At 64.0% G+C, this 25137-nt stretch carries 25 protein-coding genes and 2 riboswitches; of the genes, 15 read left to right on the top strand and 10 right to left on the bottom strand.

Features of this window, described 5'->3' with window-relative positions; translation table 11 throughout:
• Positions 1 to 42: 42 nt before the first annotated feature.
• The 9 genes from phnC (at position 43) to K1177_RS03195 (ending at position 10635) form a co-directional block, all read left to right on the top strand.
• Complete coding sequence (phnC, locus tag K1177_RS03235; RefSeq protein WP_224701888.1) at positions 43 to 873, top strand: phosphonate ABC transporter ATP-binding protein; 831 nt, start codon at positions 43 to 45, stop codon at positions 871 to 873.
• Positions 874 to 909: 36 nt separating this feature from the next.
• A complete protein-coding gene (phnD, locus tag K1177_RS03230) occupies positions 910 to 1830 on the top strand; it encodes a phosphonate ABC transporter substrate-binding protein (RefSeq protein ID WP_224701887.1) in 921 nt (306 codons plus the stop codon).
• A gap of 71 nt (positions 1831 to 1901) precedes the next feature.
• Positions 1902 to 2810, top strand: a complete 909-nt coding sequence (gene phnE / locus K1177_RS03225) for a phosphonate ABC transporter, permease protein PhnE (protein WP_224701886.1) — start codon at positions 1902 to 1904, stop codon at positions 2808 to 2810.
• A 1-nt stretch (position 2811) separates the two neighbouring features.
• Positions 2812 to 3663 (top strand): phosphonate ABC transporter, permease protein PhnE, encoded by an 852-nt coding sequence (phnE, locus tag K1177_RS03220; RefSeq protein WP_224701885.1) that lies wholly within the window; start codon positions 2812 to 2814, stop codon positions 3661 to 3663.
• 296 nt (positions 3664 to 3959) lie between these two features.
• A riboswitch (guanidine-I (ykkC/yxkD leader) is annotated at positions 3960 to 4065 on the top strand.
• A 58-nt stretch (positions 4066 to 4123) separates the two neighbouring features.
• A complete protein-coding gene (locus K1177_RS03215; protein ID WP_224701884.1) occupies positions 4124 to 5899 on the top strand; it encodes an oligopeptide/dipeptide ABC transporter ATP-binding protein in 1776 nt (591 codons plus the stop codon).
• An 11-nt stretch (positions 5900 to 5910) separates the two neighbouring features.
• Positions 5911 to 6762, top strand: a complete 852-nt coding sequence (locus tag K1177_RS03210) for an ABC transporter permease (protein ID WP_224701883.1) — start codon at positions 5911 to 5913, stop codon at positions 6760 to 6762.
• A gap of 1 nt (position 6763) precedes the next feature.
• Positions 6764 to 7756, top strand: coding sequence for an ABC transporter permease (locus K1177_RS03205; RefSeq protein ID WP_224701882.1), 993 nt, complete (start codon positions 6764 to 6766; stop codon positions 7754 to 7756).
• Between the two features lie 149 nt (positions 7757 to 7905).
• Positions 7906 to 8014, top strand: a riboswitch (guanidine-I (ykkC/yxkD leader).
• Positions 8015 to 8086: 72 nt separating this feature from the next.
• Positions 8087 to 9625 (top strand): ABC transporter substrate-binding protein, encoded by a 1539-nt coding sequence (locus K1177_RS03200; protein WP_224701881.1) that lies wholly within the window; start codon positions 8087 to 8089, stop codon positions 9623 to 9625.
• Between the two features lie 59 nt (positions 9626 to 9684).
• Positions 9685 to 10635 carry an MBL fold metallo-hydrolase gene (locus K1177_RS03195; protein WP_224701880.1) on the top strand — a complete coding sequence of 317 codons (951 nt, stop codon included), beginning with the start codon at positions 9685 to 9687 and terminating at the stop codon, positions 10633 to 10635.
• Between the two features lie 101 nt (positions 10636 to 10736).
• Here K1177_RS03195 and K1177_RS03190 read toward each other — a convergent pair whose 3' ends face one another.
• A complete protein-coding gene (locus tag K1177_RS03190; RefSeq protein ID WP_224701879.1) occupies positions 10737 to 11636 on the bottom strand; it encodes an AraC family transcriptional regulator in 900 nt (299 codons plus the stop codon).
• Between the two features lie 190 nt (positions 11637 to 11826).
• Here K1177_RS03190 and K1177_RS03185 point away from each other — a divergent pair, with 190 nt between their 5' ends.
• The 5 genes from K1177_RS03185 (at position 11827) to K1177_RS18345 (ending at position 14575) form a co-directional block, all read left to right on the top strand.
• On the top strand, positions 11827 to 12237 hold the full coding sequence (locus K1177_RS03185) for an ester cyclase (protein WP_224701878.1): 411 nt from the start codon (positions 11827 to 11829) through the stop codon (positions 12235 to 12237).
• Positions 12238 to 12303: 66 nt separating this feature from the next.
• Positions 12304 to 12612, top strand: coding sequence for a putative quinol monooxygenase (locus K1177_RS03180; protein WP_224701877.1), 309 nt, complete (start codon positions 12304 to 12306; stop codon positions 12610 to 12612).
• Positions 12613 to 12695: 83 nt separating this feature from the next.
• Entirely contained in the window at positions 12696 to 13646 is a 951-nt protein-coding gene (locus K1177_RS03175; RefSeq protein WP_224701876.1) for an alpha/beta hydrolase, read from the top strand.
• Positions 13647 to 13697: 51 nt separating this feature from the next.
• Complete coding sequence (locus K1177_RS03170) at positions 13698 to 14444, top strand: SDR family oxidoreductase (RefSeq protein WP_224701875.1); 747 nt, start codon at positions 13698 to 13700, stop codon at positions 14442 to 14444.
• Entirely contained in the window at positions 14441 to 14575 is a 135-nt protein-coding gene (locus K1177_RS18345) for a hypothetical protein (protein WP_263574766.1), read from the top strand. The genes K1177_RS03170 and K1177_RS18345 overlap by 4 nt, the downstream gene beginning before the upstream one ends.
• A gap of 115 nt (positions 14576 to 14690) precedes the next feature.
• Here K1177_RS18345 and K1177_RS03165 read toward each other — a convergent pair whose 3' ends face one another.
• Complete coding sequence (locus tag K1177_RS03165) at positions 14691 to 15521, bottom strand: alpha/beta fold hydrolase (RefSeq protein ID WP_224701874.1); 831 nt, start codon at positions 15519 to 15521, stop codon at positions 14691 to 14693.
• 156 nt (positions 15522 to 15677) lie between these two features.
• Here K1177_RS03165 and K1177_RS03160 point away from each other — a divergent pair, with 156 nt between their 5' ends.
• The gene (locus K1177_RS03160; protein ID WP_224701873.1) at positions 15678 to 16619 is read left to right on the top strand and encodes a GlxA family transcriptional regulator; all 942 of its coding nucleotides are present in this window, start codon (positions 15678 to 15680) and stop codon (positions 16617 to 16619) included.
• Positions 16620 to 16891: 272 nt separating this feature from the next.
• Here K1177_RS03160 and K1177_RS03155 read toward each other — a convergent pair whose 3' ends face one another.
• From K1177_RS03155 to K1177_RS03120, 8 genes are all read right to left on the bottom strand, one after another.
• Positions 16892 to 17875: a branched-chain amino acid ABC transporter permease gene (locus K1177_RS03155; protein WP_224701872.1), complete on the bottom strand. Its 984-nt coding sequence runs from the start codon at positions 17873 to 17875 to the stop codon at positions 16892 to 16894.
• Positions 17875 to 18762, bottom strand: coding sequence for a branched-chain amino acid ABC transporter permease (locus tag K1177_RS03150; protein ID WP_224701871.1), 888 nt, complete (start codon positions 18760 to 18762; stop codon positions 17875 to 17877). Before K1177_RS03150 ends, K1177_RS03155 begins: the two co-directional genes overlap by 1 nt.
• 69 nt (positions 18763 to 18831) lie before the next feature.
• Complete coding sequence (locus K1177_RS03145; protein WP_224701870.1) at positions 18832 to 20028, bottom strand: ABC transporter substrate-binding protein; 1197 nt, start codon at positions 20026 to 20028, stop codon at positions 18832 to 18834.
• Positions 20029 to 20068: 40 nt separating this feature from the next.
• Positions 20069 to 20800: an ABC transporter ATP-binding protein gene (locus tag K1177_RS03140; RefSeq protein WP_224701869.1), complete on the bottom strand. Its 732-nt coding sequence runs from the start codon at positions 20798 to 20800 to the stop codon at positions 20069 to 20071.
• Positions 20793 to 21566, bottom strand: coding sequence for an ABC transporter ATP-binding protein (locus tag K1177_RS03135; RefSeq protein ID WP_224701868.1), 774 nt, complete (start codon positions 21564 to 21566; stop codon positions 20793 to 20795). Before K1177_RS03135 ends, K1177_RS03140 begins: the two co-directional genes overlap by 8 nt.
• Positions 21563 to 22342 (bottom strand): 3-hydroxybutyrate dehydrogenase, encoded by a 780-nt coding sequence (locus K1177_RS03130; protein ID WP_224701867.1) that lies wholly within the window; start codon positions 22340 to 22342, stop codon positions 21563 to 21565. The genes K1177_RS03135 and K1177_RS03130 overlap by 4 nt, the downstream gene beginning before the upstream one ends.
• Before the next feature lie 157 nt (positions 22343 to 22499).
• The gene (locus tag K1177_RS03125) at positions 22500 to 23924 is read right to left on the bottom strand and encodes a sigma-54 interaction domain-containing protein (protein ID WP_224701866.1); all 1425 of its coding nucleotides are present in this window, start codon (positions 23922 to 23924) and stop codon (positions 22500 to 22502) included.
• A gap of 139 nt (positions 23925 to 24063) precedes the next feature.
• Positions 24064 to 25134, bottom strand: a complete 1071-nt coding sequence (locus K1177_RS03120; protein WP_224701865.1) for a saccharopine dehydrogenase family protein — start codon at positions 25132 to 25134, stop codon at positions 24064 to 24066.
• Positions 25135 to 25137 lie beyond the last annotated feature (3 nt).

The following is a 25137-nucleotide window of genomic DNA, read 5'->3' as shown; positions in this document are numbered from 1 at the left end:
ATCCAGGCCCAACGACCAGATGTCCTCTTTCAAGGGTGCGACATGCTCGAACTGCGTAAGATCACCAAGACCTTCGGCCAGACCATAGCGGTCAACGACGTTTCTCTCCGTTTTCCGCCCGGGCAGATGGTGGGCATCATCGGTCGCTCGGGCGCCGGCAAGTCGACCTTGCTGCGCCTGATCAACCGGCTGGCCACCAGCGAGCGCGGGGAGATCGTGTTCGACAACACCAATATCGTCACCCTGGCCGGGCGCGAGCTGCGCCAGTGGCGCGCGCGTTGCGCCATGATCTTCCAGCAGTTCAACCTGGTGAACAGGCTGGACGTACTCACCAATGTGCTGATCGGCCGGATCGGCACCTCCGGCACGCTGCCGGTGATGTTCAAACACTTCTCAGCGCAGGATCGCGCCGCCGCTGCCCTGGCGCTGGATCGGCTAGACCTGCTGCCCCAGGCGCTGCAGCGCGCCGATACGCTGTCGGGTGGACAACAGCAGCGCGTCGCGATCGCCCGGGCGCTGATCCAGAATCCCAGCCTGATCCTGGCCGATGAGCCCATCGCCTCGCTCGATCCGCGCAATGCGCGCTTCGTCATGGAGGCGCTGCGCAAGATCAACCGCGAGGACAAGATCACCGTCATCTGCAACCTGCATACGCTGGACGCCGCGCGCGCCTATTGCGATCGCATCGTCGGCATGGCGCAGGGCAAGGTGGTGTTCGACGGGCCTCCTGCCCAACTCACGTCCCGCGTTATCCAGGAGATCTACGGCGGGGATGCTGAAAGCGCCGTGGACGAGAGCCTGACCTCGACCATGGGCGCCATCTACGCGCCGGCAAAGCCCGTCGTATCGCCAGAACTGGCCGACGCCCTCTAGCGCCGTCCGCACACACCCAACTTCGGAGCCATCGCTATGTTTACCTTCGTGCGCCGCAGCCTTGCGGCCGTACTGATCTCGGCCGCCCTTGTGTCCGTCGCTGTCGCCCAGGATTGGCGCGAACAATATCCCGAGCTCACCATCGGAATTTCCTCGGGCGAGAACGAAACCGACGCCATCGCCCGCACCCAGCCCTATGCCGATTACCTGAGCGCCGAGCTCGGCGTGCCGGTCAAGATCGTGCGCGGCACGGACTACGCTGCCGTGATCGAAGCCATGCGCTCGGGCCATGTGCAGTTTGCCTCAGTCGGCCCAGCGGCCTATGCCCTGGCCCGCAAGGTGATGGGCGAAGATATCGCGCCTGTTGCCGTGACGCTCGATAAGGAAGGCAATCTGGGCTATTATTCGGTGATCGCGGTCCGCGCCGACAGCCCCTACCAGACCCTGGCCGATATCAAGGGCAAGTCCTTCGCCTTCGCCGATCCCAATTCGACCTCGGGCTATGCCGTTCCGTCCTACTATCTCGCGACCGAACTCAAGACCAGCGCTGACGATTACTTCAGCGAGGTTGCCTTTTCGGGCGGCCACGAGCAGAGCGTGATGGCCCTGGTCAATGGCACGTTCGAGGCCGTGGCCACCCATTGGCGCAACGAGACGGCCGGCAATATCCAGAACATGGAAAAGAAGGGCCTGATCCCGGTCGGCTCGACCCGGATCATCTGGAAGTCGCCCGTGATCCCCAACACCCCTGTCATGATGCTGACCACCCTGCCGCAGGAGCTGCAGGATGCCTTCAAGACGGCCCTGATGGCCTTCCCGGAAAAAGACCCTGAAGGCTTTGCCACCTACAGCAACGGCACCTCGAGCGGCTATGTCGAAGCCAAGCACGAGGACTATCTCGACGTTATCGCCATCACCGAGTTCAACGCCGAAGAGCGTCGGCGCCAGGGCAACTGATCTGGTCAATCTGTCGGCGCGCGGCTCAAGCCGCGTGCCGATCCGCGCTACGGCAACAAGGAGTGGCCAACATGAGCAGTCCGGGACTGATAGCCGGCGGGTTGGACACCGGTCGAGCCGAAAGGCTGGTCGCGTTTGAACATCGCTTTGCCGGTGCGCGTCGCACCAGGCGGCTGTGGACGCTGCTTCAGGTCGCTGTATTCGCGCTGGCGCTGGCCGGCTCGATCATGGTGAGCAACTTCAACCTGGCCGGTCTCTTGAACGGCCTGCCCAAGGCCTGGACCTATATTGCCGGGACACTGCCCGAGCTGAGGTGGCAGACTTTGGGGGCTGACCTGGCCGACTGGTACTGGGGCCTGCGCTTCTGGCTCCGCCTGCTGGTCGAAACAATCCTGATGGGCTTTGTGGGCACGGTTCTGGGCGGCGTCGTCGCGCTGATCCTGTGCTTTCCCGCCTCGCGCAATCTGGTGCAGCACACGGCCATCTATTTTGCCGCGCGCCGCACGCTCGAATTCCTGCGCACCGTGCCCGAACTGGTCTTCGCGCTGATCTTTGTCTTTGCTTTCGGCCTGGGACCATTTGCCGGCGTGCTGGCGATTGCCGTGCACACCGCCGGGTCGCTGGGCAAGCTGTTTGCCGAAGTGAACGAAAATGTCGACCCGCGGCCGCTCGACGGCATTCGCGCGGCCGGAGGCAACTGGCTCATGCTGATCCGGCTGGGCGTGGCGCCGCAGGCGCTGCCCAATTATGCCAGCTATCTGCTCCTGCGCTTCGAGATCAATGTGCGCGGCGCGTCAGCGCTCGGCATCGTGGGCGCCGGCGGCATCGGGCAAGAGCTCTACGTCGCGATCCGCCAGTTCGAATACACCGATATCTCTGCAATCATGCTGCTGCTGATCGCCACCACTTCCATCATCGACATCACCTGCGAAACCATCCGCCACCGGCTGATCGGGCAGGACCTGCATGCGGGACACTGACATGAACACGATCACCCATGGCGAACTGGCACGACTGCGCAAGGCCCATCCCGGTGTCTTTGCCCGACCGCTTCTGGAACGGCTCAAGACCGGCGCGCTCTGGATTGGCTTTGCCGCTGCAATGGCCTTCGGGCTTTGGTGGATCGACGCCAATCCGATGCGGATCGTCAATGGTCTGAACAAGCTCGGCCTGTTGGTCCGGCTGATGCTCCCACCCCACCCTGGCGACGGCCTGTGGGACTTTGTCCGCGCCATGGCGGAGACCCTTGGCATGGCGTTCCTGGGCACGGTCGTCGCCGCTGTGCTGGCGGTGCCGCTGGGATTTCTTGGTGCCAAGAACGTCATGCCGAACTGGCTGTTTCACTTCGGGCTCAGGCGCTTCTATGACGGTTTCCGCGGCATTGACGGGCTGGTCTGGGCGCTGATCTTTGTTTCAGCCGTGGGGTTGGGACCCTTTGCCGGCGTGCTGGCCATTGCGGTCGGCGATCTGATGGTCTTTGCCAAACTCTTTGCCGAGGCGATCGAGAATGTCGAGAACAGGCAGGTGGACGGCGTTCGCGCCGCTGGCGGCAGCAGAACCCAGATCATGCGGCTGGGCGTGTTTCCGCAGGTGTTTCCGGTGATGATGAGCCACGTGCTCTATTTCTTTGAGTCCAACGTCCGTTCCGCAACGATCCTTGGCATCGTCGGCGCGGGCGGCATCGGGCTGCAACTGTCCGATCGCATGCGCATCAACAATTGGCAGGAGGCCGCCTTCATCATCCTGATGATCCTGGTGACGGTCGCCGTGATCGACAATCTCTCGCGCCGCATCCGGCTCAAGCTGATCGGCACAACATCGGACGCGCGATAGCGGCATTGGGCAGTCGCAGGGCTGTCGTTCGACTCATAGCTGACCGGCACCCAATCCTGCCAGCGTCCGATGGAGCGTGAAGGTCCGAGGCTGTTCGTGGAGTCTCGGCAAGGATCGGTGATCACAGGATGAGCGTGACGGTGGCGCGCTCCAAGGCCAGCCTGCGGTGGTCGCCCATTTCTTGGGCGCAGGACTCGAACATTGATCAATTCGTCTGCAGTAATGGCCAACCGATGCGCGATCGTGGCCTAATTTCCGTGCGTTGCTCACTGGCACGCCACTTGCATTGTGATCAGTGAGTTGGCGGCTAGGGTTCCGGCGGAAACGCGTCTGGTCCGAGAGCTACCGCTGGTCGGGGGAGACATCCCACCAGGTGCACGGCGGGACAAAAGCCCGGGAGACCTCGTAAGCCAGGGATTGGCGAGCGCAGTGTTTCGTCATCCCTCAACTTGAGGGACACATGAATCCTCCTGAGACCCTGAATCAAATCGATGCCCCCATCCTCTCCATCCGCGGCCTGCATGTTCGGCTGAGCCGCGACGGCCGCCCCAACACCGTGCTCGACGGTATCGACTTCGACCTCGATGCAGGCGAAGTGGTCGCGCTGGTGGGCGAAAGCGGCTCCGGCAAGTCCACCATCGGCCTGACCTTGCAGGGCCTTTTGCCAGCCGAGGCGCAGCCCGAGGTGTCCGGCAGCGTCCACCTCGCCGGTCACGAGATTGTCGGCGCCAAGCCACATGACCTGCGCACGATCCGGCGCGGCCTCGTGCGCGCGGTGCCGCAGGATCCGATGGGGGCGCTCAACCCGACCATGAGCATCGGCAAGCAGTTGCGCGAGGGCGGGCTCAGTGCCGACGAGGTGGTCGACTGGCTTGCCCGCACCGGCCTGCCCGATCCCGCACGGATCGCGGCAGAGATGCCGCACCGGCTGTCCGGCGGGCAACGCCAGCGCGTGCTGATCGCCATGAGCATGGCGGCCAGGCCCCGCTTGCTGATTGCCGATGAGCCGACAACGGCGCTCGACGTGACCGTGCAGGCCCAGATTCTGACCCTGCTCAAAAACCTTGCCCGCGAACACAACACGGCAATCCTTTTCATCACCCATGACCTGGCGGTCGCTGCAGAGCTCGCCGACCGGGTGATGGTGCTCTATGGCGGCCGCGTCGCCGAGGTTGGCAATACAAGGACACTCATTGGCGCGCCGCTCCACCCCTATTCAGCCGGCCTGCTCTCTGCCCGCTTTAACCTCGATTCCGACCGGGGCCGGCAGTTGGGGACGCTGTCGACCGAGCCGCGCCGGCCGCGTCCGGACGGGGCCCATTGCAACTACGTCACGCGCTGCCCCCTGGCGGAAGCCGACTGTGCGGAGCGCCGGCCCGATCTCGTCCGGCAGCAGGATGGCCGACAGGTCGCGTGCTTCCACGCCGACCACGTGCCGGACCTGATGGCCCGGTCGCGGGAGGCGCCGCCCTGGCCGGAGGCATTGGCCGGCGACGCCAATGCGCTTGAGCTCTATCGCATCACCAAGAGCTTTGGTTCGGGTGGCGGGCTGTTCCAGCGGCCGCGGCAGACGCAGGTGCTGGCCGGCATCGACCTGCGCATCCAGCAGGGCGAATGCGTCGCGCTCGTCGGAGAAAGCGGTTCGGGCAAATCGACCCTCCTACGCATTGCCGCAGGCCTGTTGGCGCCCGACGAAGGCGACGTGTCCTGGTTTGGCGGCGTCCAGCCCCAGGTGGTGTTTCAGGATGCGGTGGCCGCGCTCACGCCCTGGCTGACGGTGGACGAGCAAATCCGCGACCGCCTGCGACCGCTCGGCCTCAGCCGTGCCGAACAGACCAGCCGTATTGCAGCCGCACTGGAGCTGGTCGGCGTCGATCCGGCTTTGAGAAAGGCCCTGCCGAGCGAACTCTCGGGCGGCCAATGCCAGCGCATTACCGTGGCACGGGCCGTCATCGTTCCACCCCGACTGCTGCTGTGTGACGAACCGATCAGCGCCATGGATGTGTCGCTGGCCGCGCAGACCCTCAACCTGCTGGGCAGCCTGCGCCGGCGCCTCGGCATGGCCATGCTGTTCGTCACCCACGACCTCGCGGCCGCCCGGCTGATCGCCGACCGCATTGCCGTGCTGGAGAAGGGCCATCTCGTCGAGATCGGCGAACCCGACCAGATCATATCCGCCCCCCAGGCTCCCTACACAAAAATGCTGGTCGGCGCTGTGCCGCGCCTGGCCAGCTGACGAGACCGCCCATGGCCAACGCAACCGAACTCGCCCCATCCACAAGCTCAAGCTTCGACTGGCTTCGCCGCGTCGGCTGGCTGGAACGCATCGGCCTTGCCGGCGTGCTGGCCATCACGCTGATCGCGCTGATCGGCCCGCTGCTGCTGCCCTATGATCCGATGCTGCGTGTCGGCGCGGCCTATCTGCCCCCCAGCGGCACCTTCTGGTTCGGCACCGACGAGATCGGACGCGACCTGTTCTCGCGCGTCCTGCTCGGTGTTCGCTACACCTGGCTGCCGGGCTTGGCCGTGATCGGCGTCTCCCTGCTCATCGGCACGTCCGTGGGGGTTTTCGCCGGCATGGTGGGCGGCTGGGTGGATATGCTGCTGCAACGCGTGGTCGAGCTGTTCCTTGTCCTGCCCTCCACCCTCATCGCCCTTGCGGTGGTGGCGGCGCTGGGACCGGGCCTCCTCAACACCATGATCGCCATCACCATCTTCTGGTGGCCCTGGTATGCCCGGATGTCGCGTGACGAGGTCCGCCGTATCCGCGCCCGTCCCCATGTCGAGGCGGCCCGCATCGCCGGGGTAAAGGGGCCGCGGCTGATGCTCCGCTATCTGCTCCCCGGTGCGGCTCCGGCGCTGGCCGTGGCGGCCACGCTCGATGTCGCCAACATCATCCTGACGCTGTCGGTGATCTCCTTCCTGGGCCTGGGTCTGCCGGCCCCGGCGCCCGAACTGGGCGCCATGACGTCGCGGTCTGTCGACAGCCTCACGACCTATTGGTGGCTGCCGATCATTCCGGCGCTGGTGATCTTCCTGATGTCCATGCTCGCCAATCTTGCGGGCGATGGCATCCGCTCAGCCCTGCGAGGTGCATGACATGGCGACCTATCTTTCCAAGCGCCTTGGCGGACTGGTCCTGGTGCTGGTGGTGATGAGTTTTATCGTCTTCTGCCTGCAGGCGATCATCCCCGCCGACCCGGCAAGGGCCCTCGCGGGACCCTCTGCGCCCCCAGAGACCATCGCGCAGATCCGCACCGAGCTCGGGCTCGATCAACCGCTGCTGGTGCAATATGGCACATTCGTGCGCCATCTTGCCGAGGGCAATCTGGGCACCTCGATCCGTACGCGGCAGCCCGTCGCCGCCGATGTGCTGAAATATGGTCCGGCCTCGCTTGAGCTGATCATCGCCGCCATGCTGCTGGGGACCAGCCTGGCCTTTATCCTGGCCTTCGCCCAGACCACGATGCGGCGGTCTGGCGCGGTGCGGCTGGGCATGCTGGCCGCGGGGTCGTTTCCGATATTCCTCACCGCACTGCTGCTGGCCTATTTCCTCTGGTTCAAGCTCGGCTGGTTTCCCGGCAGCGGCAGGCTGGATATTCGCCGGTTCACCGGGCCCACAGGCTTTTTCGTCCTGGACGGACTGTTGCTGGGTCGCCCCGACATCGCCCTCAATGCGCTGTGGCATCTGGCCCTGCCGGCGCTGACCCTGTCGGTACCGATTGCCATTTCCGTCGGACGTTCGCTGAACTCGGCGCTGGTGGACGTTCTGCGGCAGCCCTACATCCGAACGGCCCATGGCAAGGGCCTCAGCGGCGGCAGGATCTTCCTCCGCCATGGCCTGCGCAATGCGGCGTCGGCGCCGCTTGCCATGCTGGGCCTGCAGGTCGGTCTGCTCTATGGCAACCTTCTGATCGTGGAGCGCATCTTCTCCTGGCCTGGGCTGGGGCTCTACACCGTGCAGTCCTTTGCCAGCTCCGACCTGCCCGCCATTCTCGGCGTCGCCATGGTGTTCGGCGCGTTCTACATCCTTGTGACCATGCTGGTGGAAATCCTGCAATCGATAGCGGATCCGCGGATCGCGCTGCAGTGAGATTGCCGACTTTGCATGCAGCGGACGATCGCTGCCCATTGATTGAGCAGGACAAGCGGAACTCCATCCGGACGGAACAAACAAAGCGAAATCATTTCAATGCCTTAGAGATTTCGAGGCCTTGGCACAGACCTTGCATTGTTATGATCGAGACTGGTGGCTAGGGTTCCGGCGCTGTTCAGCGTGTCTGGTCCGAGAGCTGCCACCGGCGGACAATTCAGTTCGCTGGACGCACGGCGGGACAAAAGCCCGGGAGACCTCGTAAGCCAAGGGATTGGCGACGATGGTCCGTCAATCCCTATTGAAGGGAGCGACGCCATGTCGTCACATATGAAACCAATCACTTCCATTCCCCGCAGGCTGCTGATCGGCGCCGCATTGCTCACGTTGGCCGTGTCGGCCAGCGCGGTTCAGGCACAGGAGACGCTGCGCCTGCCCATCGCCACGGACTTCGACTCCTTTGACCCTGACAATGCCTTTGAAATGGACGGCCTGTCCGCCATCAACAATGTCTATGAGGGCCTTGTCGAATACGTGCCGGGCAGTTCCGAGATACGCGGCCTTTTGGCCAAGGACTGGACCGTTTCGGACGACGGCCTGACCTACACTTTCAATCTGGTGGAGGGCGCCACATTCCACGACGGCACGCCGTTCAACGCCGCCGCGGTGAAGACGTCCTTCGAGCGCCGCCGCGACAGCGAGCTGATCCTGAGCTACTTCCTGTGGAACGTCACCGATATTGCGGCCCCCGATGACAAGACGGTGGTCATCACCCTGGGCATGCCGCAACCCTCCCTGCTCGACAGTCTGGCCAGCCCCTGGGGCCCCAAGGTCATCAGTCCCAAGGCATTGGCCGACAATGGCGGCGGCAAGGCCGCAAGCGCGTGGCTCGACACAAATGCCGCAGGCACCGGGCCGTTCAAGCTTGCGAGCTTCGAGCGGGGCCAGGGATACAGCTTCGAGCGTTTCGACGACTACTATGGCAAGGCCCCCTATTTCTCGACCATCGAACTGCCGCTCGTACCCGACATTGGCCAGCAGGTGCTGCAGCTGCAGTCGCAGGAGACCGATGCCGTGCCGTCCAACTATCCCTGGGCTCAGCTGGCCGCCCTTCCGGGGGACCTCGTGGCCACGGCTGCGCCCAGCACATCGGAGATCATCGGCTTCGTGAAGCCGACCGGCCCGCTGGTCGATGACGACATCCGCACCGCCTTCCTGACCGCCATCGCGCCAGCCACATGGGTGAGCGATGCTTTCGGCGCCTATGGCCACCCCGCCAAGTCGGTCTATCCCGAAGCGATGCTGGACCCGGTGACGCCCGTGGCGTTCCCGACCGATCTGGACGCGGCCAAGGCCACAGTGGCAGCGAAGGGCCCGATCTCGCTTACGATCGGCATCAGCACCGAGGAGTCCAATGCGCTCGGTCGCGTCGGCGACCTGCTCGTCGCCCAGCTGGCCAGTATCGGCATCACTGCAACCGTCACCATCCTGCCGCAGGGCGCCGCGTTCGGGCTCAAGGACAACCCGGACGGCCCCGATTTCTACATCGGCAAGCTGACGCCGGATGCGCTCCACCCCGAAAACCAGTCCGGCATCTTCTTTGCCTCGGGTGCGCCGATCAATTTCTACGGTCGCGGCCTGCCCGAAGCCGATGCCCTGCTGCAGGAGGCCGGCACGCTGACCGATGTGGCTGCGCGCAACGCCCTCTACGAGAAGGCGGGCCACCTCTATTTCGACGCGGGCCTGTTTATTCCATTGGTCGGCGTTGACGACGTTGTCGTCAGCCCCAAGGGCCTCGTCGATCTCGACCTGCGCGCCGCCTATGCGCCGGGCAATATCGACTATGGCTCGGTCCGCTGGGCCGAATGATCATTCGGGGCGGCCCACCGGCCGCCCTTCATCTCCCGCCCGACGGAGCCATCATTTCAATGAATAGTTTTCCCGCTCGCGCGCCCTTCGTCCCGAAGCTGCGCGTCTCCCATCTCAATGACTACCTGATCTGCTTCTACGATGGCCGCGATATCGCCGACTATCCGGCCTGGATTCAGGGCAATATCGATATGAAGCTGGGTGTCTGCAACTACGTGCTGCATCGCGGCGACCAGGCGATCATCTTCGACACCATGCTCTACAAGGAGCATATTCTCTACATCGACCGCTATATCCGCGACATGGGCATCAAGCATGTCTCAGTGATCAACTCGCATTGGGATTGCGACCACATAGCCGGCAATTTCCTCTACAAGAACAGCGATATCATCTCGACCAATAAGACGCGCTGGAAGCTGCAGTCGCATGCCCAGGAGATCATCACCGGCGCGATCTGGGGCGCGGGCGATCCGGAATATCCGGGCGTGGACGAGTTGGTGCTGCCCAACCGGACGTTCGATGGTCGCATGACCGTGTGGCTGGGCGACCTGCAGATCGAACTGATCGAGACCTTTGTGCACCAATTGGGGCACTTGGTGGCCTATTTGCCCAAGGACAAGATCCTGCTCGCCGCTGATGCGGTGGAAGACACCGTGCCGTTCAACACGCCGGCCATGACCGCCGAAATGCCCATCCAGTTGATGACCTACAAGTCACTGCTGGCCATGGATGTCAGCAAGATCTACCCGTGCCACGGGCGACCGGAGGTGATCGAGGGCGGCGGCTATACCCAGGACTTCACCGCCGCCATGCTCGACTACAATGTGCAACTGCTGTTGCGAAAGGACGAGGCCGACTACCTGACGGCGCCGCTTGAGAGCTTCATCCAGCCCTGGCTCGATCGCGGCGTCCTGGGTATGCATGAGCCCTATCGACGGCTGCATGCCAACAACGTCACCCTCATCGACCGCGCCTATGGCGGCAAGCCCATCCCAGAAGTCCCGATGTAGGCGAGGCACCGCGGCGCAATCCGGGGCGAAAGCCAGCCGGCACCAAGGCCAGCAGGTCGGGACGACCCGTCGGCAGTTGGACGCCCTGCCCCGACCGGTCGCTAGAACACGGCCGCCGCCATCGCTGGCGTGCCGCGCAGTCTGATCGCATCCTTGCTGGGCGGCGCGCCGAACTGCCGGCGATATTCGCGGCTGAACTGGGACGGGCTGTCATAGCCGACCTGATAGCCAATCTCGGCGACATCGCCGTGCTGGGCGGCCAGCATCAGCCGGGCCTCCTGCAGCCGAATCTGTTTTTGAAACTGGATCGGGCTCATCGCGGTTGCGGCCTGGAAGTTGCGATAGAACGCCGAGACGCTCATGCCGCAGATCGCCGCCACGTCTTCGACGCGGAAGGCGCGGGCGTAGTGGTCGCGAATCCAGCGCACGGCCCGGGCAATATGGCTGAGGTTGCTGTCGGCGAGGCCAAGCTGGCGTACAGCGGCCCCCTGCTCCCCCACGATCAATAGCCAGAGGATTTCCCGCCTTATCAGCGGCGCAAGCACGGGAATGTCACGTGGAGAATCAAGCAAGCGAAGCAGACGTGTCACAGCGTCCAGCAGTGCTGCGGGCGCGGTGCTCACTGTCATGCCACTGGGTGGGCTTCCCCGGCCATCGCGCAGGTCTGACGCGCCGGCCTGCAGCAGAAGTTCGGCAATGCTGGCGGGGTGCAGCACCATGCCGAACCCCAGGGCCGGACAGTCTGGACTGGCATCGATGAACTGGCCGGTCACTGGCAGGTCCAGCGAAGAAACCAGATATTCTCCAGGGCCATATTCATAGACGCTATCCCCGAGGGCGAGACGCTTCATGCCCTGGGCGATCAGCGCCATGACCGAGCTGGTCATCGAGGATTCAAGCTCCGAGACATCGTGCCGCGCGATGAGCACCCCTTCGATCGGGGTGGTCATGTCTGCCCGCGCATGGCAGTCGATCAGGCTGCGCAGTTCGTCCAGCGGCATGGCGCATTCTCCATAGTGGCAGGTTCATCGCTAGCACAGGGCGATGACGACGTCGTGCATAATTCTACGCAATGAGAGAATTGTGCAAGAAGCTGAGAGGATGCTCCTAACGCCGGAGCATCCACCGGTGGTTCAGTGCAGTCATCGGCGGACGACAGGGCCCGCCGGATCTGAACCACCGGAGACCATCATGTCTGAACAGAACAAGCAGATCGCCCGCCACTACTTCGAAGGCCTTGATGCTCAGAAGTCCCCGCCCGCCGAATGGGTGACGCCGGACTTCGTGCTGCATATTGCCGGCTCGCCGGACATGGACATCAACGCTGCGCGCGAATTCTCGGTCGGGCTTGTCACCGCTGTGCCGAACCTCACCCACCCGATCGTCGAGCTGATCGCTGAAGGGGACAAGGTCTCCTATCGGGGCCGCTATGAGGGAACGCAGTCGGCACCCTATCTCGGGGCCATGGGGCCCAGCGGCGTGCTGTCCGCAACGGGTGCCGGGGTCTTCCGCATTGCCGATGGCAAGGTCGCAGAGCTCTGGATCTGGCCGGACACGATGACGGTCCTGCAGCAGTTGGGCGTCCTGCCACAGCAGGGCTGACCACACGCCCCAGCAGCATGGGACCCCGTGCTGCGCAATTTACCCACTCTATCAAGGAAAAACCCCATGACGATCCAACACGGCTTTCACGCCGCCATTCCCGCTCACCCTGGCCAGGGCGACGCCCTTGTCGCGCTTCTTCTGGCCGCCCCGTCGCTGGGCAATGATGACTGCCTGGTGTTCCTGGTCAGCCGCTCGGCCAGCAATCCCGATCTGGTCAGCGTTGCAGAAGGCTGGAGCAGCCAGGACGCACACGCAAAATTCTTCGCCAGCCCGGAGGCGCAGACCTTCGTTGCCCAGCTGGCCCCGTTGATTGCCGGGGAGTCCATCTACTCCGACGCCATCCCCGTGGGTGGCAAAGCCATCCTCGCCTAGCTGCCGACCTCCCCTTGCCCACTCAACTCACGCCCGGTCGATGTCCGGGCGCGCATACCCACACCCTCAAAACGGAGCCTTCCATGTCCATTCCCCGTCCCGCCCTCGACCCTGAACTGAGCACCAAGCTCGCCGACTTCCCGCTCGGCGTTGATCTCAATCCCGAACTTTTGGTGCAGATGCGCCAGTATGCGGTGCCCGCCGACACCTATCTCAATGGCCGGGCGCTCGAGCGCCGCGAGATCGCGGTGACTGCCGCCGATGGCGCCAGCCTGCCCGTCACCGTGCTCCGGCCCTCGGCGCAAGTGCAGAATGCCCCCTGCATCTACTGGCTGCACGGTGGCGGCATGGTGATGGGCGATCGCTTCGCCAATCTCGATATCCCGCTCGACTGGCTCGACCAGCATGGCGCGGTGGTGGTGACCATCGACTATCGGCTGGCCCCCGAAGTGTCGGGCACCACGCTGGTGGAGGACTGCTACCAGGGGCTGCTGTGGCTCGCCATGCATGCCGGGGAGCTCGGCATTGATCCCAATCGGATCGTGGTGGCCGGCGCCAGCGCCGGTGGAGGCCTCGTGGCGGGCACGGTGCTGATGGCGCGCGACCGCAATGGCCCCTCCATTGCTGCGCAGATCCTGATCTGCCCGATGCTGGACCATCGCAATGCGACACCGTCCAGCCAGCAATATGCCGGCGAGCCCGGCGTCTGGACGCGCGAGAAGAACCTGTTTGCCTGGCAGGCGGTGCTTGCCGGTGAGACGGGCGAGATCTCCAGCTACATCTCGCCGGCGCTCGAAACCAATCTGGCAGGCCTCCCGACCACCTATATCGACGCCGGCACGGCCGAAGTCTTCCGCGATGAGGATGTCGCCTATGCCAGCAAGATCTGGGCGGCGGGCGGACAGGCCGAGCTGCACATCTGGGCCGGTGGCTTCCACGGCTTCGACGCCATGTTCCCCGATGCCGGCGTCTCCACGGCTGCCCGCGCTGCCCGCAGCGCCTGGCTCGACCGCGTCCTCAAGACCATCGCCTGAATCCCCGAACGAACCCTGACCCAAACTCATCCCAACCAAAGGAAATTTCCCATGAAAACCGTTCTGATCACTGGCACCTCGTCCGGCTATGGCCTGGAAACGGCCCGCTACTTCCACGAGCAGGGCTGGAAGGTCATCGCCACCATGCGCCGGCCGCAGCCAAACCTGTTGCCGCAGTCCGACCGCGTAAGCGTGCTGCCGCTCGATGTCACCAATGCCGACAGTATCGCTGCCTGCCTGGCGGCTGCCGGCCCCATCGATGTGCTGGTCAACAATGCCGGCATTGGCATGGTGGGCGCCTTTGAGGCCTCCCCCATGGCGCAGGTGCGCCGCCTGTTCGACACCAATACATTCGGGGTCATGGCCATGATCCAGGCCATTTTGCCCATGATGCGGCAGCAGGGCGGCGGCGTCATCGTCAACGTCACGTCGAGCGTGGTGCTGTCACCATCCCCGTTTGCCGCGGCCTATACCGCGACCAAGACCGCCATCGAGGGCTTTTCCCGGTCGCTGGCCAAGGAGCTCGTCGCCTTCGACATCGGCGTCAAGCTGGTCGAGCCCGGCTATGCGCCCACCACGCAGTTCGGCGCCAATGTCGAACTGCCGATCGCCGACCTGATCCCGCCAGCCTATGCCGATTTCGCGCGGCCTATCTTCGAGGCCTTCGCCGTTCCCAGTGTCACGACGCGGGAAATCGATGTGGCCGAGGCCGTGTGGCGGGCCGCCAATGACACGACGGGCCAGCAGCGCTTTCCCGCTGGTCCCGACGCAGTAGCGCAGTGGGAGGCCTCGCGATGAGCACGCGCGCAATCCTCGCAACAACCCTGCGCTGGCACATGCGCAAGGCGCGGCGGAGCTTTCAACTGCTCGGTCGCTGGCTGACCCAGCCAGCACCCTCACCGACCCGCACCGGCGTGCGCTGGGGATAGGAACGGGCGATTGCTGGCCTCTCGCCAGAAGTGAAAGCCAAAGAGAATGTCCGCGCGCGCGGCGGTTCCCAGGTCGGACCATGGGTCTGACCTGGGACGATGCGGAGGCGGCCTGTCAGGCCACGATGAAGTCCAGCAGATCTGCGTTGATCAGGTCCGGATGGGTGGCAAACAGGCCATGCGAAAGGCCTTCATAGGTCTTGAGCGTGCCGTTGCGCAGCAGCTTGATGGCCTTGTGCGCGGAGTTGGCAATCGGGACAACCTGGTCGTCCTCGCCGTGCATCAGCAGCACCGGGATATCGAGAGCCTTGAGGTCTTCGGTGAAATCGGTCTCCGAGAAGGCGGTGATGCAGTCATAGTGGGCCTTTGCGCCGCCCATCATGCCCTGGCGCCACCAGTTGTCGATCAGCCCCTGGCTGACAGCGGCGCCTTCCCGGTTGAACCCGTAGAAGGGGCCGGCGGGAACATCGCGGAAGAACTGCGCCCGGTTGGCCAGCAAGGCCGTACGGAAGCCATCGAACACGGCCTTGGGCAGACCATCGGGATTGGCCTCGGTCTGCAGCATGATGGGCGGCACGGCGCCGATCAGCACCGCCTTGGCCACACGCCCAGGCTCGGCCCGCGCCGCATAGCGGGCCACTTCGCCACCGCCCGTCGAGTGACCGATATGGATGGCATTGCGCAGGTCGAGCGCACGGGCCAGTTCGACCACGTCGGCGGCATAGGTGTCCATCTCATTGCCGGTATCGGTCTGGTCCGAGCGGCCATGGCCGCGGCGATCATGGGCAATGACCCGATAGCCCTTGAGGCGGAAAAACAGCATCTGGTTGTCCCAGTCGTCTGAACTGAGAGGCCAGCCATGGTGGAACACGATGGGCTGTGCGTCCTTGGGGCCGAGGTCCTTGTAGTAGATCGAGGTGCCGTCGCTGGTGGTGATCGTGCTCATGTCTTTTGTCCCTTCACTGGTGGGGTAGCCCGTCGCCGCCCCTTTGATGTGGACAGAATGGCAGCGAACACGGCACCATACGCTTGGCGGAAACGACATTGATCGAGGCAAAACGGACAAATGAGCGGGAACACCAGAATTGTCGCGGAGATCGGCTTGCTGATCTATCCCGGTGCGCAACTGGCGGCAGTCTATGGCCTGACGGACCTGTTCCGCATCGCGGGCGACTGGGCGGCGCCGCTCGATGGCGGGCTGAAGCCGGCCATCCGGGTGACCCATTGGAGCGGCGAGGCGAGCGAGGCCGTCGACTGCGTCTGGGATAGCCATCCCGGAACGCCCCGCCAGCTATCGCATATCATCGCGCCGCCCAGCATCATCATGCCCGACAAGATGGCCTCGATGCAGCGCCCATCGACATGGCTGCTGGACCAGCATCGCGCCGGCGCAACGATCTGCTCGATCTGTGCCGGCGCCTTCGTGGTGGCCGAGACCGGCCTGATGAATGGGCGGCGCGCCACCACCCACTGGGCCTTTGCCAATGCCCTGGCCGATCGGTTTCCCGAAGTGGAGGTGGCCGTCGAACGCATGGTGATCGACGATGGGGATCTGATGACGGCCGGCGGCATTCTCGCCTGGGCCGATCTGGGCCTGACGTTGGTCGGCAAGCTAATGGGGCCCGCCACCATGCTGGCGACCGCCCGGTTTCTGCTGATCGACCCACCCGGGCGGGTGCAAAGCGCCTTCGCGCAATTCAACCCGCGCTTCGATCACGGAGATGACGCCGTGCTGCGGGCACAGCATCATCTGCACGCCACCGGGGCACAGGCCCATGATCTGGCAGAGCTGCTGGCTGTCAGTGGCCTTGAACAAAGGACATTCCTGCGCCGGTTCAAGAAGGCCACCACCCTGCGGCCAACCGAATATGCCCAGCAGGTCCGGATTGCCCTGGCCCGCCAGCAGCTGGAGGCCACCCGGCAGTCGGTCGAGCAGATTGCCTGGCAGGTGGGCTATTCCGACCCGGCTGCATTCCGCAAAGTGTTCCAGCGTATCACCGGCATTGGGCCCAACGCCTACAGAGACCGGTTTGGCATCGCCTGAGGGCGCGGCCACCGTGATCCAGGCGGAGTGGCGGAACGCTCATCGACCGGCTTGGATGTTCGGTCGTCCGGTGCAGTTGGTAATGCTGGCGCTTCGGCGGCCGCGAGCGGGCTGACCGCCTTTCGCCGAGGCTCGACAGGCCGCATTGCAGAGGCTGGCCAGGAAGCAATCTCATTGAGATGGAGGGCCGCAGTGCTGACACACCTCGGCTCACCATGGAGCGGGGTGCGATGGCGCCCCTTCCCTGGTGCCTGATTGAAAGTGGCGCCTTGCTAGAGCGGCTTTTTCAGCCATTTGGCGAGGACGCCGACTATGCCTTCGCGGAACAGCATGACGCTGGCTACAAAGATCACACCCTGGATCACCGTCACCCAGGCGCCGAAGCCGGCCAGGTAGTTTTCCATGGTGACGATGGCGGCGGCGCCGACGAGCGGACCAAAGACCGTCCCCATGCCGCCCAGCAGTGTCATCAGCACGACTTCACCCGACATGGACCAATAGACATCGGTCAACGAGGACAGCTGAAAGACAATGGCCTTGGTGGCGCCGGCCAGGCCCGCCAGCGTGGCGGACATCACGAAGACGGCGAGCTTGTAGCGATCGACCTTGTAGCCCAGCGAGATCGAACGGGGCTCGTTGTCGCGGATCGCCTTGAGCACCTGCCCGAAGGGCGAGTGAATGATGCGATAGATCCCCAGCAGCGCCGCGACCACGATGGCCAGCACGACGAAATAGAGCGTCAGGTCCGAAGTCAGATCAATCAGGCCGAACAGCCTGCCGCGCGGCACCGCCTGAATGCCGTCCTCGCCCCCGGTGAAGGGCGCCTGGACGGCAATGAAATAGACCATCTGCGCAAAGGCCAGGGTGACCATGGCGAAATAGATGCCCTGGCGACGGATGGCCAGCGCGCCGATGCCGAGCCCCAACAGCGCCGCCGCCCCGACCCCCAGGAGAATGGCAATCTCGGGATTGAGCCCCCAGACCTTGGCGGCATGCGCTGCCACATAGCTGGCCGAGCCGAAAAAGGCCGCGTGGCCGAAAGAGAGCAGGCCGCCAAAGCCCAGCAGCAGGTTGAGTGCGCTGGCAAACAGGGCAAAGCACAGCACCTTCATGACAAAGACCGGGTAGAGCACGAAGGGCGCAAGCAACAGCAGCACCAGCAGGGTGAAGAAGATGATGATGTGGTGGCGGGGCGTGCCGACGGTTGGGGCGACAGCGGCGGACTCGACCAAGCCGGTTTCCGATTGAGTGGTCATCACGCAGTCCTTCCGAACAGACCCGCCGGCTTGACCAGCAGTACAAGGGCCATGATGACAAAGATCACCACTGACGAGGCTTCAGGATAAAAGACGCGGGTCAGGCCTTCGACGATGCCCAGGCCAAAGCCGGTCAGAATGGCGCCCAGGATCGAGCCCATGCCACCGATGACCACCACGGCAAACACCACGATGATCAGGTCGGCGCCCATGTTGGGATTGACCGAATAGATCGGCGCGGCGAGGACGCCGGCCAGTGCCGCCAGCGCGACGCCGAAGCCATAGGTCAGGGTGATCATGCGGGGCACATTGATCCCGAAGGCGCCCACGAGCGTGGGATTTTCGGTGGCGGCCCGCAGATAGGCGCCCAGCTTGGTCTTCTCGATGGCAAACCAGGTGCCGAAACAGACGACGGCCGACGCCACCACGACCCACGCGCGGTAATTGGGCAGGAACATGAAGCCCAGGTTGGTGCCGCCCGAAAGTTCTGTCGGGATGGAATAGGGCAGCCCGGAGACGCCATATTGATTGCGGAACAGGCCCTGGATGATCAGCGCCAGGCCAAAGGTCAGCAGCAGGCCATAGAGGTGATCGAGGTGGTAAAGCCGCGCGATCATCACCCGCTCGATGACCACCCCGGTGGCGCCAACGACGATGGGCACGATCAGCAGGGCCCACCAGTAGTTGATGCCGGCATAGGTCATCAGCATCCAGGCCACGAAGGCCCCCATCATATACTGAGCGCCATGGCTGAAATTGATGATGTTGAGGAGCCCGAAGATGACGGCGAGCCCCAGGCTCAGCAGCGCATAGAACGACCCGTTGATCAGCCCCAGCAGCAGCTGGCCGAACAGGGCCTGTGGCGGTATCCCCAAAAGCTCAAACATTGAAAAACCCGGTCTCTCTCTCGGCCTGGATAGTTGGGCGCCCCGGCAGGACCGGAACGCCCGATGGCATTACTTGACCAGATCGCAACCGCCCTCGGCCAGCGGACGGAAGGCGTCCTCGGCGGGAATGGTTGCCATCAGGTTGTAATAGTCCCAGGGGCCCTTGGATTCAGCGGGCGACTTGACCTTGAACAGGTACATGTCGTGGACATGCCGGCCATCGGCGCGGATGGTACCTTCGCCAAACAGCGGGTCCTGGCTCGGGTTGGCCTTCATCCAGTCCATCAGGGCTGCGGTTTCCTTGCCGCCGGTCGCCTCGACGGCCTTGAGATAGTGCATCACGCTGGCATAGACGCCGGCATGCACCATGGTGGGCATGTTGCCGCCATTCTGCTCGGCGAAGCGCTTGGACCAGGCGCGGGTGTCATCGTTGAGGTCCCAATAGAAGGCCTCGGTCAGCACCAGCCCCTGGGCCGTCTCAAGCCCCAGCGCATGAACGTCGGTGATGAAGATCAGCAGCCCGGCCAGTGACTGACCAGCTTGGGTAATGCCGAACTCGGCGGCCTGCTTGATGGTGTTGACGGTGTCGCCACCGGCATTGGCCAGACCGATCACCTGGGCGCCGGAGGCCTGGGCCTGCAGCAGATAGGAGGAGAAATCGGTGCCGGGGAACGGATGGCGCACTGCGCCGACCACTTCACCGCCTGCGGCAGTGACCACGGCCGAGGTGTCTTTCTCCAGCGCCTGCCCGAAGGCGTAGTCAGCGGTAATGAAGAACCATTTCTTGAAGCCCTCCTGCACCATGGCGCTGCCCGTGCCATGAGCCAGGGCCCAGGTGTCGTAGGTCCAGTGCACGGTATTGGGCGAGCATTTGGACCCGGTCAGATCGGCCGAGCCGGCGCCCGAATCCATGAAGATCTTGTTCTTGTCGCGGGTGACGTCATTGACAGCGAAGGCCGCCGAAGAGGTCGGCACGTCGGCGATCATGTCGACGCCGTCCTGATCATACCATTCGCGGGCAATGGTGGAGGCAATGTCGGGCTTGTTCTGGTGATCGGCCGAGACGATCTCGACTTTGATGCCTTTGGTGGCCGCGTCGAAATCCTCGACGGCCATGCGCGCAGCAATCACCGAACCTTCGCCCGACAGATCGGCATAGACGCCGGAACGATCATTGAGGACACCGATCTTGATATCGGTTGCCATGGCGGTGCCTGCCATCAGCAGACTGGCGGCTGTCGCCAGGATCAGACTTGGTAGTTTCATGGTTCGGTTCTCCTCCCGAGGTGTGCCTTGCGGCTTGGTGCTAGACGCCCAGATAGGCGTGCAGCTTGTCGATGTTTGCATCGAGGTCGGCGTTGGGGATGGTGTCGATCACCCGTCCCTGCTCGACCACGTAGTGCCGATCCGCAACCGAGGCCGCGAAGCGGAAATTCTGTTCCACCAGAACGATGGTGAATCCCTGATTTTTCAGTTGGATCAACGTGCGGCCGATCTGCTGGACAATGACCGGGGCGAGGCCCTCGGTGGGTTCGTCAAGCAGCAGGAATTTGGCGCCGGTGCGCAGGATGCGACCAATGGCGAGCATCTGCTGTTCGCCACCGGAGAGCTTGGTGCCCTGGCTGGTCAGCCGCTCGCGCAGATTGGGGAACATCTCGAGCACCGTCTCGCGAGTGAGCCCGCCCGGCTTGACCTCGGGTGGCAGCATCAGGTTTTCATCCACCGAGAGGCTGGAGAAGATGCCGCGCTCCTCGGGGCAGAAGGCGATGCCCTGCCTGGCAATGGTGCGCGGTTGCTGGCCGATCAGTTCGTTGCCTTCAAACTGCACCGAGCCGCTGCGCTTGCCGACAATGCCCATAATGGCGCGCAGCGTCGTGGTCTTGCCCGCGCCATTGCGACCGAGCAAGGTCACCACCTCGCCGGGGCGCACATCGAAGTTGATGCCATGCAGCACATGGCTCTCATCGTACCAGGCCTGGAGATCACGCACGGCGAGCAGTGGGGTGGCGCCGTTGGCAGGGGAAATCGCCTCACGCATGGCCGGCTCCGATATAGGCTTCAACCACGCGCTCGTCGCTGGACACCTGGTCATAGGTGCCCTGGGCCAGCACCTGCCCGCGCGCCAGAACGGTGATGTGGTCTGAAAGGTCCGCCACCACCGACAGATTATGCTCGACCATCAGGATGGTGCGATTGGCGGAAATCTTGCGGATCAGCGCCGAGATCAGCGCCACATCGGCTTGCGCCATGCCGGCCATGGGTTCGTCCAGCAGCAGCATTTCGGGCTCCAGCGCCAATGTGGTGGCGATCTCGAGCGCCCGCTTGCGCCCATAGCTCAGTTCGCCAGCCGGCTCATGCAGGTGCGGCGACAGACCGACCTCGTTGACCCGCGCCGCGGCCTCGTCATCAAAGGCGGAGAGCACTTTTTGCGAGCGCCAGAAATCGAAGCTGTCGCCGCGGCGGCGCTGCAGCGCGATACGCACGTTCTCGAGCACCGTCAGTTGCGGAAACACGGCCGAGATCTGGAATGATCGCACCAGCCCGCGGCGCGCGATATCGGCGGCTGACTGGCGGGTGATGTCGTGTCCGTTCAGGGTGATGGTGCCTGCGCTGGGCTGCAGGAATTTGGTCAGGAGATTGAAGCACGTCGTCTTGCCCGCGCCATTGGGCCCGATCAACGCGTGAATGCTGCCGCGCCGGATATCGAGGTCGACGCCGTTGACGGCCACAAAGCCGGCAAAACGCTTGGTGAGGCCGCGTGCCGACAGGATGACGTCGCTCTGGTTTGCGCCGGTGTCAGTCATTTGGCTGTCCATCCCCCATCGATCGAGATCGCACTCCCGGTAATGGAGCGGGCTAGGTCACCACACAGATAGGCGGCCATTTCGGCAATCTCCTCCGGCTGCACGAACTGGCGGGTCGGCTGGGGTGCGAGCAGGACGTCGCGCATCACCTGTTCCTCGCTCATGCCATGGACCCTGGCCTGATCGGCGACCTGGGCTGCGACCAATGGCGTCCAGACATAGCCTGGGCAGATAGCGTTTACAGTGACGCCCTTTTCGGCCGTTTCCAGCGCCACGGTTTTGGTCAGGCCCACCACGGCATGCTTTGTGGCCACATAGGCCGATTTGAACGGCGAGGCGCGCAGCCCGTGGGCGGAAGCAATATTGATGATGCGGCCCCAGCCGCGGGTGGTCATGCCCGGCAGGGCGGCGCGGATGGTATGAAACGCTGAATCCAGGCTGATCGCGACGATGCGGTGCCAGTCCTGCGGCGGAAACTCCTCGATCGGCGCCACCTTCTGGATGCCGGCATTGTTGACCAGAATATCGAGCTGACCAAAGGCGGCAATCACATCGCCCACCAGCTCGAAACCGCCGCCGCTTTCGGCCAGGTCAGACTGAAAATACCGCACTGTCGCACCGCTGGCGGCAACCGCGTGCAGTGCCGCGCTGACGGTCTGCTCCGGCTCAAAGCTGTTGATGGCCACATCATAGCCCATCGCCGCAAATCTGCTGGCGATCGACAGGCCGATGCCGGTCGTCGAGCCTGTGACCAATGCCACGCGCTTTTTATTCATACCCCACCCTGGTCCGGACCTTTTTGATCCGCTTGATTTTGCCCTTTCCCTTTCAACTTCCGTGCCAAGTGCAAAAACGCTGGTTTGGCGGGGTTTTTCGACAGCGTGTCCGGCTCCTGTGTCCGGATATCCGAACACTATCCGGACGCCCGGACAGTCACTGCTCGATATTGTAGCGCTTGAGTTTCTCGTAGAACTGGCTGCGCGACACCCCCAGGCGCAGGGCCGCCGCCGATTTCTGCCCGCCGGTTGCGGCCAGCGCATCGATGATGGCCTGTCGCTCTGTGTCGGCAACGGTGTGGGCCAGCGCCTGAGTGCGGCTGGGCGCTCCACCGTGGCGAACCGAACCGGGCGGCATGGCGCGATTGATGACATCGGCGTCGAGCACCTCGCTGGGCGCCAGCGCGGCCGCGCGCTCGAGCACATTGCGCAGTTCGCGCACATTGCCCGGCCATGCGTGCGCCTGCAGCAGGCGAATTGCCTCGGGGGTGATAACCCAGCCACGCTCATCGGCGGCGCGCATGGTCTGCTCCAGCAACACCTCGCAGAGCATCGCCATATCCTCGCGGCGGTCCCGCAAGGGTGGCACATGTACGGTCAGCACGGCGATGCGATAATAGAGATCGGCGCGAAAGCTCTTGTCGGCGATCTTGGCTTCAAGGTCCTGCGACGTCGCCGCGATGATGCGGACATCCACCTTCTTGACCGTATTGGACCCCAGTGCCTCGATCTCGCCTTCCTGCAGCACGCGCAGGAACTTGGCCTGGATGCCGGCCGGCATATCGCCGATTTCATCGAGAAAGAGCGTGCCGCCATGGGCCAGCTCGAACTTGCCCTTGCGCGGCTTGCGATCAGCCCCGGTGAAGGCGCCGGGCGCCACACCGAAGAACTCGGCCTCGAGGAGCGCTTCTGGCACCGCAGCGATATTGACCGCCACGAAGGGGCCGTCAGCGCGGTCCGATTGCTGATGGATGGCGTGGGCCAGCAGTTCCTTGCCCGTGCCGGTCTCCCCCAGGATCAACGCGGCGCCATCGCGCAGCGCGAAGCGGCGGACCATGGCCTTGAGTTCCCTGACCGGCTCGCTTTGGCCGACAAAGCTCGACAGGGAATATTTCGTCTGCCGCTCCCGCGTCAGCGCCGCCTGAGCACGGGTCAACTGGCGATGGAGGGATTCGAACTTGTCGAGGATCGGCGCGAGATAGTCGACATTGTCGTAGAACACAAAGCCAATGGCACCATCGACTGCGCCCTGGGCGTCCTTGAGCGGAATCCGGCAGACCACGAACTGGCGGTCATCAAAGTTCATAATGTCGAGCAGGATGGGGCGCCCCGACTCCACCACGCGCCGCAGCAGGGAATGCGGGATCACGTCTTCGACGGGCAGGCCGATCGGGTCGAAGCTGGGGCTGAGCTTGAGCAGTTCACGATAGCGCCCATCCATCCAGGTGATGCGCGTCTGCGCATCAACGACGATGGCACCCTCGAAATACTCGCGCAGCAGGCTGAAGGCCCCCACGGCCTCTTCAATGCTGGCCAGGCCATTGGCGGCCGGCCAGCGCTCGTCGGTCGGTGGGCGGGGCATGGTTGCGCTCTCAATTGCTCGATCCGATGCGCCAGAGCCTATGCCGTGCCGGGCAGCGCCGCAACGCGGTCCAACCCGCTCGACGCGAAACACCAGCAAGGCGCGCGGCTGCCAACCCTTGGCAGGCGGCAAGCCAAGGCTAGTTCAGGAGCGGTGTCATGAACCGGTTCTGGCGAATGAGCGCCAGGCTGACCGCTTCGTGGCGCGCGACGCCGCCCGCCTCAATCTTGCCCGCCTGGATCAGGTCGATCATGGTGCACAGATGCGCGGCCGAGGTGTGGCTGAGTGCAGACACCGGGAACGGGCTGCGCATCGGCTCGTGGTAGATCTTGCGGACGAAGGAGCGTTCCGCCGGCACACCCTGGTGAAAGCCGCGGACGCTGATGAAGATGACCACGACATCCTGAATCACGTCGGGCAGGCCAAAGCGGAGGACGGTGCGCAGCATGTCGCGTCGCCGCTTGAGTCCGAGATCCTCGAACAGGAAGCGTGCCAGCGTCAGGTGCCCGGGGTAGCGGATGGTGCGGAAACTAAGATTGCGGACCTTGTGCTGCAGCGCCGCGCAGAGACTGCCCATGCCACCAGACGTGCTGAAGGCCTCATAGGGACGACCATTGAGCACAAAGCTCTCATAGTCCTGCAGGGGCGCTGTGCTGACGCGCTTGCCTTCGACGATGCCTTCGCAAGGATCGGTGTACTCGGCGATGAGGCCGTCAACATCCCAGGAAAGACCATAGCCGAAGGCGTTGGACGGATGCACCGGCAGGCCGCCGACGCGCACCACCATGTCGATGGGTCCCTCGAGCGCGTCGACCAGCTCGACTGCCAGATTGGCAACGAGCCCCGGGGACAATCCGCAACCCGGCAGAATGACCTTGCCGTGGCCTGCTGTCGCCGCAACCTCGCTGACCGCAGCCGTGTCCTCGGCGCTATCCACATAGTGGACGCCAGCCTCTATGGCTGCCGCGACAATGCCGGCGGCGAGGCGGGTGGGCGCGGCATTGACCACAATGTCAAAGCCAGCCAGCGCCTCGACGCAATCCTTGCGACGCGATGCGTCCAGGTGACGAGTCTTGAACCCCCGCCGGGCGGCCTGGTCCAACGCCTCCTGCGTCACATCGGCGACCTCAGAGTCATGGCCCTCGGCTCCCGCCAACAGCGCTGCAACTGCCAGGCCGATGCGGCCCCCGCCAATGATGAGGACCTTCATGTC

The sequence above is a fragment of the Devosia aquimaris genome (genome assembly GCF_020169335.1).
Taxonomy (GTDB): domain Bacteria; phylum Pseudomonadota; class Alphaproteobacteria; order Rhizobiales; family Devosiaceae; genus Devosia; species Devosia aquimaris.
Note: the sequence above shows the minus strand (reverse complement) of the source record. Positions and strands in the feature narration are given on the sequence as shown.